At 66.1% G+C, this 19,689-nt stretch carries 19 protein-coding genes; 7 read left to right on the forward strand and 12 right to left on the reverse strand.

The features are described 5' to 3' along the window. Positions 1 to 5: 5 nt before the first annotated feature. Complete coding sequence (locus ABCR88_RS17950; protein WP_011060927.1) at positions 6 to 1,286, reverse strand: serine/threonine transporter; 1,281 nt, start codon at positions 1,284 to 1,286, stop codon at positions 6 to 8. 493 nt (positions 1,287 to 1,779) lie between these two features. Between ABCR88_RS17950 and ABCR88_RS17955 the strand changes: the two genes are divergently transcribed. The 6 genes from ABCR88_RS17955 to ABCR88_RS17980 all read left to right on the forward strand — a co-directional run bounded on the left by ABCR88_RS17955 (position 1,780) and on the right by ABCR88_RS17980 (position 7,277). Continuing rightward, positions 1,780 to 2,319: a cysteine hydrolase family protein gene (locus ABCR88_RS17955; RefSeq protein ID WP_350402924.1), complete on the forward strand. Its 540-nt coding sequence runs from the start codon at positions 1,780 to 1,782 to the stop codon at positions 2,317 to 2,319. A gap of 134 nt (positions 2,320 to 2,453) precedes the next feature. After that, positions 2,454 to 2,849 carry a VOC family protein gene (locus ABCR88_RS17960; protein ID WP_019094301.1) on the forward strand — a complete coding sequence of 132 codons (396 nt, stop codon included), beginning with the start codon at positions 2,454 to 2,456 and terminating at the stop codon, positions 2,847 to 2,849. Positions 2,850 to 2,866: 17 nt separating this feature from the next. Beyond that, complete coding sequence (locus ABCR88_RS17965; RefSeq protein WP_350402927.1) at positions 2,867 to 3,817, forward strand: 2-hydroxyacid dehydrogenase; 951 nt, start codon at positions 2,867 to 2,869, stop codon at positions 3,815 to 3,817. Positions 3,818 to 4,064: 247 nt separating this feature from the next. Further along, positions 4,065 to 5,132 carry a phosphotransferase family protein gene (locus ABCR88_RS17970; protein WP_011060923.1) on the forward strand — a complete coding sequence of 356 codons (1,068 nt, stop codon included), beginning with the start codon at positions 4,065 to 4,067 and terminating at the stop codon, positions 5,130 to 5,132. A gap of 39 nt (positions 5,133 to 5,171) precedes the next feature. After that, the gene (locus ABCR88_RS17975) at positions 5,172 to 5,939 is read left to right on the forward strand and encodes an SDR family oxidoreductase (RefSeq protein WP_011060922.1); all 768 of its coding nucleotides are present in this window, start codon (positions 5,172 to 5,174) and stop codon (positions 5,937 to 5,939) included. A gap of 231 nt (positions 5,940 to 6,170) precedes the next feature. Continuing rightward, a complete protein-coding gene (locus tag ABCR88_RS17980) occupies positions 6,171 to 7,277 on the forward strand; it encodes a Gfo/Idh/MocA family oxidoreductase (RefSeq protein ID WP_350024021.1) in 1,107 nt (368 codons plus the stop codon). 56 nt (positions 7,278 to 7,333) lie between these two features. Here ABCR88_RS17980 and ABCR88_RS17985 read toward each other — a convergent pair whose 3' ends face one another. The 11 genes from ABCR88_RS17985 to ABCR88_RS18035 form a co-directional block, all read right to left on the reverse strand. Next, positions 7,334 to 8,770: an FAD/NAD(P)-binding protein gene (locus tag ABCR88_RS17985; protein WP_019094299.1), complete on the reverse strand. Its 1,437-nt coding sequence runs from the start codon at positions 8,768 to 8,770 to the stop codon at positions 7,334 to 7,336. A 13-nt stretch (positions 8,771 to 8,783) separates the two neighbouring features. Beyond that, positions 8,784 to 9,551 (reverse strand): ABC transporter ATP-binding protein, encoded by a 768-nt coding sequence (locus ABCR88_RS17990; RefSeq protein WP_350402931.1) that lies wholly within the window; start codon positions 9,549 to 9,551, stop codon positions 8,784 to 8,786. 3 nt (positions 9,552 to 9,554) lie between these two features. Next, complete coding sequence (locus tag ABCR88_RS17995) at positions 9,555 to 10,889, reverse strand: ABC transporter substrate-binding protein (protein ID WP_011060918.1); 1,335 nt, start codon at positions 10,887 to 10,889, stop codon at positions 9,555 to 9,557. Between the two features lie 28 nt (positions 10,890 to 10,917). Further along, entirely contained in the window at positions 10,918 to 11,967 is a 1,050-nt protein-coding gene (locus ABCR88_RS18000; RefSeq protein ID WP_047336614.1) for a branched-chain amino acid ABC transporter permease, read from the reverse strand. A 4-nt stretch (positions 11,968 to 11,971) separates the two neighbouring features. Then, complete coding sequence (locus tag ABCR88_RS18005) at positions 11,972 to 12,853, reverse strand: branched-chain amino acid ABC transporter permease (protein WP_011060916.1); 882 nt, start codon at positions 12,851 to 12,853, stop codon at positions 11,972 to 11,974. After that, positions 12,853 to 13,629 carry an ABC transporter ATP-binding protein gene (locus ABCR88_RS18010; RefSeq protein WP_350402934.1) on the reverse strand — a complete coding sequence of 259 codons (777 nt, stop codon included), beginning with the start codon at positions 13,627 to 13,629 and terminating at the stop codon, positions 12,853 to 12,855. The genes ABCR88_RS18005 and ABCR88_RS18010 overlap by 1 nt, the downstream gene beginning before the upstream one ends. Then, the gene (locus ABCR88_RS18015) at positions 13,626 to 14,615 is read right to left on the reverse strand and encodes an AMP-binding protein (protein WP_041117778.1); all 990 of its coding nucleotides are present in this window, start codon (positions 14,613 to 14,615) and stop codon (positions 13,626 to 13,628) included. The genes ABCR88_RS18010 and ABCR88_RS18015 overlap by 4 nt, the downstream gene beginning before the upstream one ends. Before the next feature lie 153 nt (positions 14,616 to 14,768). Next, a complete protein-coding gene (locus ABCR88_RS18020) occupies positions 14,769 to 16,172 on the reverse strand; it encodes an LLM class flavin-dependent oxidoreductase (RefSeq protein WP_011060913.1) in 1,404 nt (467 codons plus the stop codon). After that, positions 16,172 to 16,636, reverse strand: coding sequence for an acyl-CoA dehydrogenase (locus tag ABCR88_RS18025; protein WP_011060912.1), 465 nt, complete (start codon positions 16,634 to 16,636; stop codon positions 16,172 to 16,174). The genes ABCR88_RS18020 and ABCR88_RS18025 overlap by 1 nt, the downstream gene beginning before the upstream one ends. Before the next feature lie 11 nt (positions 16,637 to 16,647). Beyond that, positions 16,648 to 17,850: an SfnB family sulfur acquisition oxidoreductase gene (locus ABCR88_RS18030; protein WP_041117776.1), complete on the reverse strand. Its 1,203-nt coding sequence runs from the start codon at positions 17,848 to 17,850 to the stop codon at positions 16,648 to 16,650. A 202-nt stretch (positions 17,851 to 18,052) separates the two neighbouring features. Then, positions 18,053 to 18,616 (reverse strand): XRE family transcriptional regulator, encoded by a 564-nt coding sequence (locus ABCR88_RS18035; RefSeq protein ID WP_011060910.1) that lies wholly within the window; start codon positions 18,614 to 18,616, stop codon positions 18,053 to 18,055. Here ABCR88_RS18035 and ABCR88_RS18040 point away from each other — a divergent pair. Further along, positions 18,611 to 19,618, forward strand: coding sequence for a DMT family transporter (locus ABCR88_RS18040; protein WP_015635330.1), 1,008 nt, complete (start codon positions 18,611 to 18,613; stop codon positions 19,616 to 19,618). The genes ABCR88_RS18035 and ABCR88_RS18040 overlap by 6 nt on opposite strands. Positions 19,619 to 19,689: the final 71 nt, after the last annotated feature.

Raw genomic sequence — 19,689 nt, forward strand, 5'->3', positions numbered from 1 at the left:
GGCTGTCAGGACGCCAGGGAGTACACCAGGGCAGTAATGGCCACCAGGCCCACCAGGGTCACGAAGACGTTGGAAGCCTGGCCGCGGTAGCGGGCCATGGCCGGCACCTTGCGGATGGCGTACATCGGCATCAGGAACAGGATCGCCGCGATCACCGGGCCGCCCATGGTCTCGATCATCGTCAGGATGCTCGGGTTGAGGGTGGCCACGGCCCAGCAGATCACCAGCATGAAGGCGGCGGTGACGCGGTCCAGGGTTTTCGTGCCCGGGCGCCGGCCGCTCTTGCCGATCAGGCCCTTGAGGCCTTCGCTGGCACCGATGTAGTGGCCCAGGAAGGACTTGGCAATGGCCACGAAGGCAATCAACGGCGCGGCAAAGGCGATGGTCGGATTCTGGAAGTGGTTGGCCAGGTAGGACAGGATCGACAGGTTCTGCGCCTTGGCTTCCGCCAGCTGCGCCGGGTTCAGGGTCAGTACGCAGCTGAAGACGAAGAACAGCACCATGCCCACCATCAGCAGGTGGGCGCGGGAGAGAATCTGCGAGCTGCGCTCTTCGGCGTGGACGCCATAGCGGCGCTTCTGGTCCACGGCAAAGGCCGAGATGATCGGCGAATGGTTGAACGAGAAGACCATCACCGGAATCGCCAGCCACAGGGTATGCAGGAAGGCCGAAGGCGCCGGGACATCGCTGACGGTGGCGAGGATGCCGCCATTCCAGTGCGGGATCAGGAACACCGCGAGGAACAGCAGGGCCACGATGAACGGGTAGACCATCAGGCTCATGGCCTTGACGATCACCTGCTCGCCGCAACGCACCACCACCAGCAGGCCGAAGATCAGCACCAGGGCCAGGATCGCCCGCGGTGGCGGCGCGATGTGCAGTTGGTTGGTCATGAAGCTGTCGACGGTGTTGGTCAGGGCCACGCTGTAGATCAGCAGGATCGGGAAGATCGCCAAAAAGTACAGCAAGGTGATCAGGGCACCGGCGGTGAGGCCGAAATGCTCTTCCACCACGTCAGTGATGTCCGCACCGTCACGCCCGGAAAGCACGAAGCGGGTCAGGCCGCGGTGTGCATAGAAGGTCATGGGGAAGGCCAGCAGCGCCAGGATCAACAGCGGCCAGAAACCGCCGATGCCGGCATTGATGGGCAGAAACAGGGTACCGGCACCGATGGCCGTGCCAAACAGGCCGAGCATCCAGGTGGTGTCTTGGCGGTTCCAGCGGGTCAGGGTCGCTGGGGCCGCGGTTTCAAAGCGTTGATCAACGCTGTTGGCCTGATCATTCATCCGGTGGGATCTCCACATTCCGGTCGTTTGCCATTCACCCGGGCGTATCGGAGTACCCGACAGGCAGTGCCCGAGCGAAAAGAGGGGGCGCGATTGTCCGGGATTCCAAGGGCGCTGCATAGACTCAGCTGAGGAACGGTTTATGCGCTGCAGGTATTTTTTCGTTTGATGGGAAAGCGTCTGGTCCGGCCCTCTCCCGCTCAATCCGGGTTCCGCAGGAGCTGGCTTGCCAGCGAAAGGCGCCCGCCTGAAGACGCCATTCGCCGGCAAGCCGGCCCCTAGCGGGCCGCGTTGACAAGCCTCACGGGCAGGCGGCATGATCGGACCCCATGAATATCTACGCGCTGAACCCTACCTCCACCACCACGACTGCCTCCGGCGGGTCGTGTGGTGGCTGTGCGGGATGACACAAGCACAGTAGAACCAAGGCCCCGCCAGCAATGGACGGGGCCTTTTGTTTCTCCGTCCAGCTGGCACTACAAGGAGAGACAAAATGCCTTTATCCAACGCCAAGCGTGCCCTGCTGGTGATCGACATGCAGGTCGGGTTGTTCAATGGACCGGACAAGCCCTACAAGCGCGAGCAGGTCCTGGAAAACATCAACCAACTGATCCGCCGTGCCCGCCAGGCCGGAGCGCCGATCTTCGCCGTGCGCCATACCGGCCCCGCCGAATCCCCGATTGCCGCTGGCAGCCCCTTCTGGCAACTGCTGCCGACTCTGGAAGTGGATGAAGAGCTGGACTGCGTACTGGACAAGACCCGCCCCAGTTGCTTTATCGGCACCGGGCTGGCCGAGCGCCTGCAGGAGGCCCAGGTCAATGAACTGGTGATCGCCGGCATGAAGACCCAGTACTGCGTCGATACCACCTGCCGCGCCGCCGGCGACCTGGGCTTTGCCGCCGTGCTGGTGGAGGACGCCCATACCTGCATGGACACGCCGCTGATCGGGGCAAGAACCATCATCGCCCACCATAACGCCACCCTGAACGGCCCCTTCGTGCGCCTGGCCACGACCGCCGACGTAACCTTCTGACCCCATCGTCCCCACACCGCCCCGGGCACGCCGAACATGGCGTGATGCCCCCGGGAACGGTGCCGGCGAGCATTGCCAAAATCCCTCGCAACCCGCACCCTTGAGCCTTCGCCCCTGCCCGTATGGAACCCTCCATGAGCGCCACGACGATCGCCGGCTGCCTCCTCTACAGCCTTGATCCACCTTCCCTCGCCCGCTTCTATGCCGAACTGCTGGGCTGGCCCATCACCGAACAGCAAGCCGACTACCAGCAACTGGCCCACCAGGGCTTCGAGCTGACCCTGGTCCAGGTGCCGCCAGCGATTGCTGCGCGCATCGTCCTCCAGGAACCGCCGCTGCCCCGCAGCGATTGCGCCTGCAAGCCGCTGTTCCAGGTAGACGACCTGGCCCGGGCCCGGCAGCGCGCTGCCAAGGCCGGTGGCCGGGTGTACGAGGCCGAGCGCGAATGGCAATTCAAGGACGCCCGGGCCTGCGACGGCATCGACCCGGAAGGCAACATCTTTCAATTGCGCCAACCCCTGCCCCGCTAACCCACGAGGAGTCCGCCATGCGCGCCACCGTTCTGGTCCTGGTTGAAAACGTCAACGCCTACCTGCCGCACCTCGAAGACCTGGGTTTCAGGCTGATCCTGGCGCCCACCCCGCAGACCCGGACCCAGGCGATCCGGGACCACGCCGCGCAGATCGATGCGGTGCTGACCCGTGGCCCCCTGGGGCTGAGCGCGGCGGAAATCGCCTCCCTGCCCCGATTGCAGATCATCTGCGTGATCGGCGCCGGCTATGAGCAAGTGGACCTGCAAGCGGCGAGCAATCGCGGGATCGCGGTAACCAATGGCGCCGGGGTCAACGCCTCGTCCGTGGCCGATCATGCCCTGGCCCTGCTGCTGGCCCTGGTGCGCGGCATTCCCCAGTCCGACGCAGCGGTACGCCAGGGGCACTGGCCGAAGGTGCTGCGCCCGTCCCTGGCCGGCATGCGCCTGGGGGTGCTCGGCCTCGGCGCCGTGGGCCAGGCCATCGCCCGGCGCTGCGCCCTGGGTTTCGACATGCCGGTGAGCTACCACAGCCGCCAGCCACGCCCCGACCAGCCCTACCGCTTCTGCCCGACCCTGGTGGAACTGGCCCGGGACTCGGACGTCCTGGTAATCGCCACCCCGGGGGGCGCCGACACCCGGCACCTGGTGGACCAGCCGGTGCTGGAAGCCCTTGGCCCCGAAGGTTTCCTGGTGAACATCGCCCGGGCCAGCGTGGTGGACACCAACGCCCTGCTGCAGGCCCTGCAGCAGCGGCGGATTGCCGGCGCGGCCCTGGATGTGTTCGATGAAGAACCCCAAGTGCCGGACGCCCTCAAGGTGCTCGACAATGTGGTGCTCACGCCCCACGTGGCCGGCCTTTCGCCCCAGGCCAGCCGCGATACCGTGGCGATGGTCGGCCAGAACCTGCTGGCCCACTTCGAAGGCCGGCCACTGCTGACCCCGCTGGCCCTGCCGGCACCGAACTGACCCAGCCCCGAGTCAACGCCTATGCTCGTGGGGCGGACAACCTCTGTGCCTGCATGACTGGTGTAGGAGCCGGCTTGGTCTCATCGGGTCGTAGACACACGGGGCTAAATTCAAACGCATGTATCAAAAGCAATGATTGTCCGGCAACACGCGCACCTATAAAGGCCCGCCGCGATTGTGAGGGGCCGGTAGGCGCATTAGATTAGCCAATAATCTCTGGCCTCCAGAATAAGCAGAAGGGATAAGCATGGCGCTTACAGACCAGTCCACCCGCACTCGCTCCGGCGAGGAACTCGATGCCAACCTGATCGACCCGTACCTCAAGGCGCACATTCCCGGCCTGAGCGGTACGCCGCAGATCAGCCAGTTCCCGGGCGGTGCCTCGAACCTCACCTACCTGCTGGAATACCCCGGGCAGGAGTTTGTCCTGCGTCGCCCGCCCTTCGGCCACAAGGCCAAGTCGGCCCACGACATGGGCCGCGAGTTCCGCATTCTCAACCAGCTCAAGGACGGTTTCCCCTACTGCCCCAAAGCCTACGTGCACTGCACCGACGAGTCGGTGATCGGCGCCGAGTTCTATGTCATGGAACGGGTCAAGGGCATCATCCTGCGCTCCGACCTGCCGCCGGAGCTGGGCCTGGATGCCGGCCAGACCGAGGCCCTGTGCAAGAGCTTCATCGATCGTTTCGTCGAGCTGCACCGGGTCGACTACAGCGCCTGCGGCCTGGGTGACCTGGGCAAGCCCGAAGGCTATGTGCAGCGCCAGATCAAGGGCTGGAGCGACCGCTACGAAAAGGCCCTGACCCCGGACGCACCGCACTGGGAAAAGGTCAAGGCCTGGCTCAACGAGAAGATGCCCGCCGACCACCCGACCTCTAGCATCGTGCACAACGACTACCGCTTCGACAACGTGATCCTCGACCCACAGAACCCGATGCAGATCATCGGCGTGCTGGACTGGGAGCTGACCACCCTGGGCGACCCGCTGATGGACCTGGGCAACACCCTGGCCTACTGGATCGAGGCCGGCGACCCGGCGCCGGTGCAACTGATGCGCCGCCAGCCGAGCAACGCCCCGGGCATGCTCACCCGCCAGCAGTTCGTCGACTACTACGCCGAGCGCGCGGGAATCGAAATCGGCAATTTCGACTTCTACTACACCTACGGCCTGTTCCGCCTGGCCGGCATCGTGCAGCAGATCTACTACCGCTTCTACCATGGCCAGACCCAGGACAAACGCTTCGCGCAGTTCATTCACATGAACAAACTGCTGGAGCAGATGAGCCTGCAGGTCATTCACAAATCCAGCCTCTGACCGCGCCCCGGCGCTCGACAGCCCAAACAAGGAAAAACCATGTCCAAGACTCAGTTGTTCGACCTCGACGGCAAGATCGCATTCGTCTCCGGCGCCAGCCGCGGCATCGGTGAGGCCATTGCCAAGTTGCTGGCCCAGCAAGGCGCCCATGTCATCGTGTCGAGCCGCAAGCTCGAAGGTTGCCAGCACGTGGCCGACGCGATCATCGCCGCCGGCGGCAAGGCCACCGCCATTGCCTGCCACATCGGTGAAATGGAGCAGATCAGCCAAGTCTTCGCCGGCATTCGCGAACAGTTCGGGCGCCTGGACATCCTGGTCAACAACGCCGCGACCAATCCGCAATTCTGCAACGTCCTGGACACTGACCTGGGGGCCTTCCAGAAGACCGTCGACGTCAACATCCGCGGCTACTTCTTCATGTCGGTGGAAGCCGGCAAGCTGATGCGCGAAAACGGCGGCGGCAGCATCATCAACGTGGCCTCGATCAACGGCATCTCGCCGGGGATCTTCCAGGGCATCTACTCGGTGACCAAGGCCGCGGTGATCAACATGACCAAGGTCTTCGCCAAGGAATGCGCGCAGTTCGGCATCCGCTGCAACGCCCTGCTGCCGGGCCTGACCGACACCAAGTTCGCCTCGGCCCTGGTCAAGAACGACGCCATCCTCAAGACAGCCCTGGCGCAGATCCCCCTCAAGCGCGTGGCCGACCCCAGCGAAATGGCCGGCGCGGTGCTCTACCTGGCCAGCGACGCCTCCAGCTACACCACGGGTGTCTCGCTCAATGTGGACGGCGGCTTCCTCTCCTGAGGCCCGCTTGCACCACAAAAAAGGCAGCCTCCGGGCTGCCTTTTTCATTTCCCGCAGGAGCTGGCTTGCCAGCGAAGAGGGCCTTGAGCCCGGCGCAACTCAGGCGGCCCTTTTCGCCGGCAAGCCGGCTCCTACAGGCGCCTTTCAAAATTTTAATTCCACCAATTGCAATTAAAGAATATTTATTCCATAACTAACCTTCCCTAGAACAATAATTCTGCAGGTGCGGTTATGGACGAGCTCGGCATTGGTTTGATCGGCACCGGTTTCATGGGGCGTGCCCACGCCCTGGCGTTTCGCAGTGCCGGCGCGGTCTTCGAATTGCCGGTGCGCCTGCACCTGGCGGCCCTGGCCGACGCCGACGCCCAGCGCGGCGAACACTGCGCCGGCGCCTGGGGCTTTGCCCAGGCCCATGCCGACTGGCAGGCCCTGGTGGCCAACCCCCGGGTCAACCTGGTGGCCATCACCACTCCCAACCACCTGCACTTCCCCATGGCCATGGCGGCGCTGGCCGCAGGCAAGGCGGTGTACTGCGAAAAGCCCCTGGCGGTCAGCGTCGAACAGGCCCGGCAGATGCACCACGCGGCCCAGGCCGCCGGGGTGGTGACCCGGGTGGGCTACAACTACCAGCACAACCCGGTGATCGCCCAGGCCAGGGACATGATCGGCAACGGCGAACTGGGGCAACTGGTGAGTTTCCAGGGCGAGTTCAGCGAAGACTTCATGGCCGACCCGAATGCCCCCTGGTCCTGGCGTTGCGAGCCGCAGCACGCCGGCGGCGCCCTGGCGGACCTGGGCAGCCACCTGCTGGCCATGGCACGCTTTCTCATGGGGCCGGTGCAGGCGGTGTGCGCCGATACCCAGACCGTGCACCTGCAACGCCCCACCGAAGCCGGCAGCCAGGAACGCCGCGCCATCGCCGTGGATGACCAGGCCCATGCCCTGCTGCGCTTTGCCAATGGCGCGCGGGGTACGCTGAGCAGCAGCTGGATCAAGCATGGTTACAAGAACCACCTGAGCTTCGAGATCAGCGGCACCCTCGGCACCCTGGCGTTCGACCAGGAACGCCTCAACGAACTGCGCCTGTACCGGGTCGGCCAGAAGGGTTTCCAGCGCCTGCTGGCCGGGCCCGCCCTGCCCGGCTACGCGGCCTTCAGCCCGGCCCCGGGGCACCAGCTGGGCTACAACGAACTCAAGACCCTGGAAGTTCACGAATTGATCATGGCCCTGTGCGGCCAGGGCCGGGACGGCACGGATTTCGCTGAAGCCTGGGAAGTGGAGCGCCTGGCCGCGGCGATCCGCACTGCCGCAGCCGAACAGCGCTGGGTGGCACTGTAGGAAGCGGCTTGCCGGCGAAGGCGATCTTGCGGGCGCCTTCACTGGCAAGCCAGCTCCTACGGTTGGTGGTTGGCCAGGCGCGCGGCCAGGGCCTTGGCCTGCAGGGCGACGTCGGTGACGGCGGTGCTTTCCCACCACAGGCCACGCAAGGGCGGCCCCATGGCGAACAGGCGCTCGCAGGCCTGGCCCTGGGCGTTGTGCACGGCACCATCGGGTGCGGCGCTGATGCCCAGGGCCAAAGGCCCGGGTGTCACCAGGCCGCGGGCCAGCAGCTGGCGCGGCAAGGGCCGCGCCACCCGGCGCCAGTCGTATTCGATGCCGCTGGAGTTGATCAGGGCATCGCCCGCCATGCGCACGCTGTCCTGGCTGCCGCGGTAGCGCAGGCGGATCGCCAGCCGGCCTTCGTCGCCCGGCTCCAGGCCCTGGTAGCAAGCGGCATGAATCCGCAACCGCCCTTCTTCATGCAGGCGCGCCACCAGCTCGGCGCTCAGGGGCGGCGAGCGATGGTGATGGCTTTCCCACCAGGGCCGTACATGGCGCACGAACTGGCGTTTGTGCACCTCACTGGCCTGGCTCCACAGGCGCCCGATATGCACCCGCACCGTGTCCAGCGGGGCCTGCCAGTCGATGCCCTGGGCCTCGGCCACGCGGCATTGCTGGCGCAGCGCCCGCAGCAGTTGCCGAGGGCTGCGGATGCTCGGGTCGGCGCCGAGAAAGTCTTCCCAGGCCGGGGGCTGGCGGCGCACGTGTGGCAGCAGCCCATGCCGGGAAAACACCTCGATCGGCCCACGATGCCCGGCCTGCTCCAGGGACACCACGGCGTCCACCATGGTCAGCCCGGAACCGATGATCAGCACCGTCGCCCGGGGATCGAGGCGGGCCATGGCCGCCACATCCCAGGGGTCCAGCGCCGCGGCATTCAGGCCGCTGGAACGGGTCTGCGGGGTACGCGCCGCCGGGAACATGCCGGTGGCCAGCACCGCCACCGCGCCGGGCAGTTGCCGGCCATCGGCCAGGGTCAGTAGCACGCCGTCAGGGCCGGTTTCCAGGTCCACCGCCTCGCCCTGCACATGGCTCAACGAGGAGCCCTGCGCCCGGCCCTGCACCTGGGCCTCGGCCAGGCGCTGCTGGACGTAGACACCAAACAGCCCGCGGGGCGGAAACAGTTCGCTGACCGGCACATGCTGGCGGTCCGACTCGGGCCAGCCGCCCTCGGCGATGTGCCGGGCCAGCCATTGGGTCAGGTCGTCGGCGTTGTCCGGGTCGACGCTCATGCGCGCGGCGTTGCCATTGAGGGTGTGCCCCAGCTCCACGGCGCTGTAGGCCTCGCCGCGCCCCAGCTCGCTGCGCGGTTCTATGACCAGGATCCGTCGCTGGCCCGGCAGGCGCAGCAACTGGGCGGCCAGCAAGGCGCCGCTGAGGCCGCCGCCGACAATCAGGATTGGCGCATCACGGGTGGCAGGGGTTGCCTGTCCGGTGTGGGTTTGGCTCATGGAATGCTCACGGTCAGTGTTTGCCCAGGTAGAAATCCTGCAGGTCGCCCCGGGCCAGCAGTTGCTCGGCGCTGCCGGACAAGGCCACGCGGCCGGTGTCCAGCAGGTAGGCATGGGAAGCGTACTTGAGCGCCAGATTAATGCTTTGCTCGGCGATCAGAAAGCTCACCCCCGCCTCGCGATTGAGCTGGGCGACGATCTGGAAAATCTCCTGGACGATAATAGGCGCAAGGCCCATGGACGGTTCATCCAGCAGTACCAAAGTAGGACGAGTCATCAACGCCCGGCCGATGGCCAGCATCTGCTGCTCGCCACCGGAGGTCAGCCCGGCGCGCACCCGGCGCTTGGTCAGCAGCCGCGGAAACCAGCTGTAGATACGCTCCAGGTCCTGTTCCAGCTGGCGCCGGCCCAGGCCACGGACAAAGCCGCCGGCGCGCAGGTTGTCTTCCACCGTCAACTGGGGGAAGACGTGGCGCCCTTCCAGCACATGCACCATGCCATGGCGCACCCGCTGGCTGGGGTCGACCCCGGCCAGGTCCTGCCCGGCAAAGGCGATGGCGCCGCGGCTGAGCTCGGCACGCCCGGCCCGCACCAGCCCGGAAATGGCCTTGAGGGTGGTGCTCTTGCCGGCGCCATTGGCCCCCAGCAAGGCGACGATGGCCCCCCGGGGCACGCTCAAAGATACCCCGGCCAGCGCCAGGATCACGCCGTCGTAGATCACCTCGATGTCCTGTACCTGCAGCAAGGTCTCCGCCGTCGCGGCCGTAGCGCTGTGGCTCATGGTTCAGTCACCCTCGTTGCATGTACGGGGCACCAGGCGCTTCTCCTTGGCAAAGGCCGCGGCCTTTTCGTCGATCAGCGGCCGTAGCAGCGCGCGGTCGGCGGCAATCCACTCGCTGATCAGGGTCCAGTTGGCGCCGTCCCATTGCTGCACCCGGGCCGCGCCACCGCCTTCGTGATCGCGGCAGGACAGCTTGAGGTTCTGCATCAACCCCAGGTAACCCATGTCCTTGAGCCGGGCGTCGTCGATGTTCAGGTGTTCCAGGCCCCAGCGCCCTTCCTCGCCATTGAGCGGGCGCTTGCCGAACTTGCCCTGGGCGGTCCGGATTGCCTCCACCGCCACCGCCGCGTTCACCAGGCCGGAGTTGTAGTACACGCTGCCGAAATTTTTCAGGTCCTTGAGGTCGCTCTTGCCGGTATCGAGGATGTACTGCTTCAGGCGCTTGTGGATCTCGAAGTCACTGCCCGCCGGGTAGGGCGTCAGCGCCAGGTAGCCCTTGGCCGCGGCGCCGGCCGGCAGCACGTCTTCGCTGGAGCTGGCCCAGATATCGCCGATGATGTGGTCCACCGGGAAGCCGAAGCGCGCGGCGGTCTTCACCGCCACCGGGGTGGACACGCCCCAGGTGCGCAGGAACACCCAGTCCGGGTTCTGCTGGCGGATCTGCCGCCATTGCGCCGACTGCTCGTTGCCCGGATCGGCCACCGGGATCTGGATGTTCTCGAAACCGTACTTCTCGGCCAGCAGCTTGAGCGGCCCGAGGGTTTCCCGGCCATAGGCGGAGTCGTGATAAAGCGTGGCGATCTTCTTGCCCTTGAGCCGGTCGAACCCGCCCTCGCGCTGGGCGATGTAGTTCACCAGGGTCGAGGCCTCGCTGTAGAAGGTCAGCATCACCGGGAAGTTGTAGGGGAACACCGTGCCGTCGGTGGCTTCGGTGCGGCCGTAGCCCAGGGTGATCAGCGGGATTTTGTCCACCTCGGCACGCTCACTCAGGGCATAGGCCGCCGGTGCGCCGTTGGGCTGGTAGACCGCCACCGGTGCGCCATCCAGGCCGTTCTTGAAGCGCTCGTAGCACTCGATGCCCTTCTCGGCGGTCCACTCGGTCTCGCACTCCTGCCACACCAGCTTGACCCCGTTGATGCCGCCCTCCACCTGGTTGATGTAGTTCAGGTAGTCGATCATCCCGGCCCACACCTGCACCCCGCTGGAGGCATAGGCGCCGACGCGGTAGGTGGCCAGGGGGAAGAACTGCTGGTCCGGCCCGGCCTGGGCTGCCGGGGCAACGGCCGCCGCCAGCAGCAACGCCGCGCCGGCCAGGGAAGCTTTCAAGGATGCACGCATGTTGTCTCTCTGTTCTGGGAGGAGGAATTCAGAAGCGCAGCGGCCAGTGCCGCAGGCGCTCGCGCAGGTTGCCCAGCAAGCGGATCAGGCCCTCGGGTTCCTTGATCAGGAACAGGATGATCAGCACGCCGAAAATGATTTTCTGCAGGTTCTGCAACTGCCCGGCGTCCACCGCCCCGCCCAGCAGTGCCTGCCCGGCATGGCTGAGGAGAATCGGCAACAGGCTGATGAAGGCCGCGCCGACGAAGTTGCCGGCCACGCTGCCCATGCCGCCGATAATGATGATGAAGAGGATCTGGAACGAACGATTGATATCGAAGCTGCTGGCGCTGGCGGTACCCAGGTAGGCGAAGGCCCACAACGCACCGGCGATGCCCAGGTAGAACGAGCTGACGGCAAACGCCTGGCGTTTGTAGCGGGCCACCGGGATGCCGATCACCGCGGCGGCGGTGTCCATGTCGCGGATCGCCATCCAGTTGCGCCCGACCTGGCTGTGCACCAGGTTCTGCGCGACCCAGGTCAACAGCAGCACCGTCACCAGGGTCAGCAGGTAGCGCCCCTGGGGGTGGTTCAGGTCATGGCCCAGCAGGCTCAACTGCGGCGCCGAAATGGTGCCCGAGGAACCGTAGTTGTAGAACCAGGGAAACTTGACGAACAGCCACTCCAGGAAGAACTGCGCCGCCAGGGTGCTGACCATCAGGTAGAAACCCTTGATCCGCGAGCTGGGCAGGCCGAACAGCCAGCCCACCAGGGCGCTGATCAGGCCGCCGCCGAGCAGGGCCAGGGGCAGCCCCAGCTGCGGCAGGCGCAGCAGAATACCGTAGGTGGCAAAGGCCCCCACGGCCATGAAGCCGGCGGCGCCCACCGAGGTCTGGCCGGTGTAGCCGGTCAGCAGGTTGAGCCCGAGCCCGGCCAGGGACAGCACCAGGAACGGAATCAGGATCGCGTTGAGCCAATAGTCGTTGCCCAGCACCGGCACCACGCCGAAGGCCAGCAGCAACAGGCCGGCCAGGCCCCAGGGCAGGCGGCGCTGGACCAGCAGCAAGGGGGCGGTTTGCCGCGTCAGAAGAAGGGACATCAATTCACACTCGCTCGATGGCCCGCTCGCCGAACAGGCCGGCGGGGCGGATGTAGAGGAAGGCCAGGGCCAGGACATAGGCGAACCAGGGACTGATGCCGCCGCCAATCAGCGGGCCGATATAGACCTCCGCCAGGTTTTCGGCGGCGCCGACGATCAGGCCGCCGGCAATCGCCCCGCCAATCGAGGTGAAGCCGCCGATGATCAGCACCGGCAGCGCCTTGAGCACCACCAGCGATAGAGAGAACTGCACCCCCTGGCGTGCCCCCCAGAGCAGCCCGGCCACCAGCCCCACCACCCCGGCCACCGCCCAGACGATCTGCCAGATGCGGTTGAGGTTGATGCCGATGGACAGCGCCGCCGTGGTGTCGTCGGCCACCGCCCGCAGCGAGATGCCGATGCGGGTCTTGTTGAACAGCAGCGCCAGCACCGTCACCAGCACCAGGGCGGTGGCCGCGGCAATCAGGTCGAACTGGCTGACCATCAGCGGCCCGAGGAACAGCGGCACATCGTCGATGCCCAGGTCCAGGGCCCGCACCTGGGAGCCCATCAGGCCCTGGGCCAGGCCCTCGATGATGAACGACAGGCCCAGGGTGGCCATGAACAGGGTGATCGGCGAACGGTTGACCAAGGGTCGCAGCACCAGGCGTTCGATCAGCCAGGCGCCGAGGATCATCACCAGCACCGTCAGCAACAGTGCCAGGGCGAAAGGCACGCCCTGCTCGTGCAGGCTGACGAAGGTCAGCGCGGCGAACAGCAGCATCGAGCCCTGGGCGAAATTGAACACGCCACTGGCCTTGTAGATCAGCACGAAGCCGATGGCCACCAGTGAATACAGGGTGCCGGCCAGCAGACCGCCGAGCAGGGTTTCGAAGAAGAATGCCATCAGTGCACGGCCCCCAGGTAAGCGGCGATCACCTCGGGGTTGGCCTGGACCTCGGCCGGTGTGCCATCGCCCACCTTGCGTCCGTAGTCGAGCACCACCACGTGGTCGCACAGGTCCATGACCACCGCCATGTCGTGCTCGATCAGCACCACGGTGGTGCCCAGGTCACGGTTGATGTCGGCGATGAAGCGGGCCATTTCCTGCTTCTCCTCGGCATTCATTCCGGCCAGGGGTTCGTCCAGCAGCAACAGGCTGGGCCCGGCGATCAGCGCCCTGCCCAACTCGACGCGCTTTTGCAGGCCATAGGCCAGGTTGCCCACCGGCACATCGCGCAATGCCTGCAATTCCAGAAACTGCAGGATGCCTTCGGCCAGCTGGCGGAATGCCCGGGCTTCACGGCGGGCCCGGGGCAAGCCCAGGGCCTGTTCGATGAAGCGCGCGCGGGAGTGGCGCGAAAGGCCGGTGAGCAGGTTGTCCAGCACGCTCATCTTCTTGAACAGCGCGTTGTTCTGGAACGTGCGGCCGATGCCCCGGCGCGCGGCGTCCAGCGGGTCGATGCGCTGCAACGGCTGGCGCTCGAACACGATGCTCCCGGCGTCAAAGCGATAGACCCCGTTGAGCACGTTGAGCAGCGAACTCTTGCCCGCGCCATTGGGGCCGATCAGGGCACAGATCTCGCCCCGGCGCACCTCGAACGACAGTTGATTGATGGCCTTGACCCCCTTGAACGACAGAGAGATGTCACTGACTTGCAAAATGGATTCGACGTGGCTCATGCAATGTTCCGTGTGAATTCGACGATCCAGGCCGGGGTGGCCGGTGGCGTCGTGGCCTGGGGGGCCTGCCAGATGAATTGCAGGCGAGCAAAGCCCAGCAGGCGGCGCACCCGATGCTTGAGCAGGCGCGCCAACAGGCCCTGGGGATGGGCCAAGGCCCACTCGCACAGGCGTCGGCGCCAGCTATCGGGGGGCGCCAGGCGGCTCTCGATCTCGTCCGCCAGGCGTTGCAGGCGCTGGGGCGACAGCAGCAGGCCGCTGGGGGCCACCTCCCGCCGGTCGCGGCTGGTCGAGCCGCGGCTTTCGGCGAAGGCCAGGCACTGGCCACTGCCCAGCCATTGCTCCAGCAGCACCGTCAGGCCCTCCTGCCATTGCGTGCCCTCCTCGCTCCACAATTGGCCGCTGCCGACCGGGGCGCGCCAATTGGCCTGGCGCCGGGGTGGCTCGCCCCGGCCCAGCAGCTCGCGCAATTCCAGCAGGGGCAGATGCGCGCCTTCCGGCAGGCGCGGCAAGGCTTGCCCGGCAATCAGCAACTGCGGGGCCAGAGCGTTTTCACTGGCGGCGACCCAATCCAGCACCTGCTGGCGCGAATGCACGAAGGCGTGGCTCGGTTGCAGGCGCCACAGGGTCTGGCGCAGGGCTTGGGGCGGCAGCTCGTCGTCCAGGCTCAGCACCTCGGCGCCAAGGCTGTGGGCCGCCAGGGCCAGCAGGAGCAGGTCCGGTTCGAAGCGGGCGCTGACTGCCAACCGCGAATCCGGGGTCAGGCCCTGCTGGCGCAGGCCGTCGGCCAGGCGCTCGACGTCCCGCAGGGCGTCGATCCAGCGCCAGGCGTACCAGTGGCCGTGGCGCTTGTGGCGCAAGGCGTTGTGCAACGGGCTGACCTGGGCCCAGTGGCGCAACCGCTCCAGGGCCCCGCTCAACTGCAGCCGGGCCTGGGGCGCTGGCGAATCCGCGCTCGGCGCACGCTTGAGTTCATGCACGCTCATGAGTTGACCTCGATCTCTTGGCAATCGCGTGCGGTGGTCCGCTGGCTGGAAATGAACGGGGGGCCTTGTGGGCCTTTTCGCTTGTAGGAGCCGGCTTGCCGGCGAAGGCGTGGGCCCCTTCGCTGGCGAGCCAGCTCCTACAGGACGCGGGGTTCAGGCGCTGGCACGTTGCGCGGCTGTTTGGCGTTGCCCGCCCAGGTTGCGCCAGGCGCTGCCCGGGTGGCTTTCGGGCAGGCGCGGGCCGGCGCCGAAGAGTTTTTCCCGCAGGGTACCCGGGGCGTATTCGGTCTTGTAGACGCCACGTTTCTGCAACTCCGGCACCAGCAGTTCCACGGCGTCGATAAAGCTTTCGTGGGTCAGCGCATACGCCAGGTTGAAGCCGTCGACGTCGGTCTCTTCCACCCATTCCTGAAGCAGGTCGGCGACGGTTTCCGGGCTACCGACGAACAACGGGCCAAAGCCGCCGATGCCCACCCAGTCCGCCAGTTCATGGGGTGTCCAGACCTTGTTCGGGTCTGCCGTGGAGAAGGCTTCCACCGCCGACTGGATGGCGTTGGTGTGCACGTGCTTGAGGGGCTCGTCGGGCTTGAAGCGGCTGAAGTCGATGCCGGTCCAGCCGGAAATCAGCGCCATGGCGCCCTCGTAGCTGACCCAGGATTTGTATTCCTCGAACTTGGCCTTGGCCTTGGCGTCGGTCTCACCCAGGATCACCGTCTGCAGATTGAAGATCAGGATCTTCGACGGATCGCGCCCGGCCTCGGCGGCCCGGCGGCGGATGTCGGCCACGGTCTTTTTCAGCAGCACCTTGGACGGCGCGGCGACGAACACGCATTCGGCCTGCTCGGCGGCGAACTGCTTGCCCCGGCTGGACGCCCCGGCCTGGTAGAGCACCGGGGTACGTTGCGGCGACGGCTCGCAGAGGTGGATGCCCGGCACCTGGAAATGTTTGCCGACATGGCGGATCTCGTGGATCTTGCTCGGGTCGCTGAAGATCCGTCGCTCGCGGTCGCGCAGGATCGCGCCGTCTTCCCAACTGCCTTCCCAGAGCTTGTAGCAGACCTCCAGATACTCCTCGGCGTAGTCGTAGCGAGCGTCGTGTTCGGTCTGGGCCTGCTGCCCGATGTTCTTGGCCCCGCTCTCCAGATAGGAGGTGACGATGTTCCAGCCGGCGCGGCCCTTCGTCAGGTGATCGAGGGTGGAAAGGCGCCGGGCGAAGGGGTACGGGTGCTCGAAGGACAGCGACGCGGTGAGGCCGAAGCCCAGGTGCTCGGTGACCAGGGCCATGGGCGGGATCAGCTGCAGCGGATCGTTCACCGGGACCTGGGCGGCCTGGCGGATCGCTGCCTCGCCGTTGCCGTTGTAGACGTCGTAGATGCCCAGCACATCGGCGATGAACAACCCGTCGAACTTGCCCTTTTCAAGAATTTTCGCCAGGTCGGTCCAGTACTCCAGGTCCTTGTACTGCCAGGAGCGGTCCCGGGGGTGGGCCCAGAGGCCCGGCGACTGGTGACCGACACAGTTCATGTCGAAGGCATTGAGGCGGATTTCACGGGACATCACACAACACTCCTGAAACCTTGGGGTGGCACGCCATTGAGGCGGTAGTTGCCGATCAGTTGGTATTTCCAGCGCAGCGGGTCATCCAGCGTCTGGGGCTGCGGGCTGCGCTGACCGGTGAGTTCGAACTCGGCGTCGCTGGCCGCCAGCAGCGCCTGGCCCGCGGCAATTGCCGCCTCGGCCAGGGCCACCGCAACTTCCGCCGGGTCCGGCTCTTGTTCTATCTGGCGCTGGGCCCGCTCCTGCAGGGCCGCGGCCAGGTCGATACGAATGTTCAGGTCGCCAAAGCGGCTGATCACATAGGGGTCGTCGCTGGCCCTGGCCAGGCCGCTGCCGCTCCAGGGCCGGGCCTGCTCGCGGATGAAATCCAGGGTTTGCTGCAGCAGGACGCGGGCCCGCTGCAGGACCTGGGCGTTGTGTTCCAGGGCCGCTTGGGGGGTGTCGGGGCGGGTCAGTGCATTCATGGCGCAGTCCTTCAGTTCCAGGCGTGGCGGGCCGGCTTGATGCCGTTGAGCAGGTAGTTGCCGATCAGGTGATATTTCCAGCGCGCCGGATCGTGCAGGGTGTGGGTGCGGGCGTTGCGCCAGTGGCGGTCGAGGTTGTACTTGCCCGACACCGAACGGGTGCCGGCCAGTTCGAAGAGTTTGCTGGCGGCGAGCAAGGCACTCTCCGCCGACAGCACCTTGGCCTGGGCCACCACCAGGGAGGCCTGGGCGACGCTGTCTTCACCGGGCTGGGCCAGGGCCTGATCGACCGCCTCGGCGGCCTTGGCGAGGATCGCCTCGGTGCCGTGCACCCGCCATTCCAGGTCGCCGATGGCGGCGATGGTGAACGGGTCCTGCCAGCCATGGTCCAGGCCGCTGTCGATCCACGGCCGGGATTGCCGGGCATGGTGCTTGGCGTCTTCCAGGGCGGCGACGGCGATGCCGGTGTCCACCGCGGCCTGGATGATTTGCGAGATCGGGCCATCGGCGGTGGGCTGGTCGAAGGCCCGATGGGCCGGGATCACCGCGCTGCGCGGCACCCGCACCGCCTTGAGGCTGACCCCGCCGCTGGCGGTGGTGCGCTGGCCGAAGCCGTCCCAGCTGTCGATCACCGTGAGGCCAGGGTTGTCGCGCTCGATAAAGGCAATGTGCGCCTGGTTGTGTTCGTCCACCGCCACCGCCGGGACGATGTGGGCGAACAGCGCCCCGGTGCAGTAGAACTTCTCGCCGTCGATCTGCGCCTGTTCGCCGTCGAAACGGATCTGGGTTTCAAAGGCGCCGACGTGCTTGCTGCCGGCTTCGGAAAACGCATTGCCGAAGCGGTAGCCCTGCAACACCTTGGCGAAGTAATGGCGCTTCTGCTCTTCGCTGGCGGTCTGCAGCAGGATGTCCACCACCCCCAGGTGGTTCTGCGGTAACTGGCCGAGAGACGGGTCGGCGGCGGAAATGAGCTTGATAACTTCCACCAGGGTGGCATAGGACACCCCGGCACCGCCGTACTCTTTGGGGATGGTGATGCCCCACAGGCCGCTGGCGGAAAATTCGTCGAGCTCAGCCCGGGGCAGGCGCCGCTCGCGATCACGCAGCGCCGCCTCCACGGCAAAGCGCTGGGCCAGGGCCCGGGCCACGCTGATGGCTTGCGCATCGGTCTGGATGAGATGGGCACTGCGAGAGGGTTGGGCTGGGGCTGTCATGGGCCGACTCCGCTTCCTGAACATCAAGATGAACACCCGTCGCGGGGTTCTTTCCAGGACAATTGCAGAAGTCGTGCCTAAATATAAAATCCTTTAATATCAGTAGCTTGCTTGATAATTCAGCTAAAAGACATCAACTGAAAACAGGCAAAATGTCCAACTGCTGTTGCTGGGCAAACAGCGCTTGCCGGGCCAAGGGGCGTCAGATCACCACGTTGCGCACGAAGCGCGTGGCCCGGGTGCCGTCGTTGCGGTAGCCGTGGGGCACGTGGCTGGCGAACATGAAGAAGTCACCGCATTCCAGGCGCCGTTCAGTGTCGCCGAAGAACACCGTCAGGCAGCCTTCGAAGACGTAGATCTGCTCGCTCCAGCCCTCGGCGTCGCACTCCGAGTGATAGACCTCGCCAGGCTCCAGCTGCCATTCCCAAAGCTCCACTTCACGGGTGGCCTCGGCCTTGGCCAGGAGCAGCGCCTTGCTGCCGGGGATAGCACCGGCCCAGGCCAGCTCGTTGATGCGGCTCGAATCCCGGGATTCCGGGGCCTGGATCAGGTCGCTGAAGGCCACGTCCAGGGCTTCGGCCACCCGGTCCAGGGTGCCGAGGCTGACGTTCTTCTCCCCCGCCTCTATCGCCACCAGCATCCGCCGGCTGACATTGGATTTTTCCGCCAGGGCGCTCTGGCTCAAGCCCGCGGCATTGCGCAGGCGGCGGACGTTGAGGCTGACATGTTGCAGGACCGAGGCCCGCTGGACGTTTTCTTTGTGCACTATATTGCTCACTCCCGGGGCCTGCGCAGTATACTGCCCAACTTCCGGCGCATTGTGCGTCCCCCTCAGGTAGCACGCAAGGCCATGACAGCAACGCCCTCCCGCGGATTCCAGTTCAAGTTGAGCAAGGCCGAAGCCGTGCTGGTGCTGATCACCATGATCTGGGGCGGCACCTTCCTGCTGGTGCAGAACGCCATGAGCGTCAGCGGGCCGATGTTCTTCGTCGGCCTGCGCTTTGCCGCAGCGGCCTGCATGGTCGGTGCATTCTCACTGCGCCACTTGCGCGGCCTGACCCTGTTCGAACTGCGCGCCGGGGCCTTTATCGGTACCGCGATCATGCTCGGCTACGGTTTGCAGACCGTGGGCCTGCAAAGCATTCCCAGCAGCCAGTCGGCGTTCATCACCGCCCTTTATGTGCCCTTCGTGCCGTTGCTGCAATGGCTGTTCATGGGCAAGCGCCCGGGGTTGCTGCCGAGTATCGGCATCATGCTGGCGTTCACCGGGCTGATGCTGCTGTCCGGGCCCAATGGCGCGTCCCTGGACTTCAGCCCCGGGGAGATCGCCACCCTGATCAGTACCGTGGCCATTGCCGCAGAGATCATCCTCATCAGCAGCTTCGGCGGGCGGGTGGATGTGCGCCGGGTCACCGTGGTGCAACTGGCGGTCACCTCGCTGCTGGCGTTCGCCATGGTGTGGCCGACCGGGGAAGCGCTGCCGGGGTTTTCCTGGCTGCTGCTGGCCAGCGCCCTGGGCCTGGGGGCTGCCAGCGCGGTGATCCAGCTGGCAATGAACTGGGCGCAGAAAAGCGTCTCGCCGACCCGCGCCACCCTGATCTATGCCGGCGAGCCGGTGTGGGCCGGGATTGTCGGGCGCATCGCCGGGGAGCGCCTGCCGGGGCTGGCGTTGCTGGGCGGCGCCTTGATCGTGCTGGCGGTGATCATCAGCGAATGGAAGCCCAAGGCAGAAGCCGGACAGCAGAGCGGCGAGGCGGTGGAGTCCTGAGCAACGGCCCGCTGCGGGGGGTGGCTTGCTGGTGAGGGAGCTCTTGAGGGCCCTTTCGCTGGCAAGCCAGC

This window comes from Pseudomonas sp. W17, from assembly GCF_040268305.1.
Taxonomy (GTDB): domain Bacteria; phylum Pseudomonadota; class Gammaproteobacteria; order Pseudomonadales; family Pseudomonadaceae; genus Aquipseudomonas; species Aquipseudomonas protegens.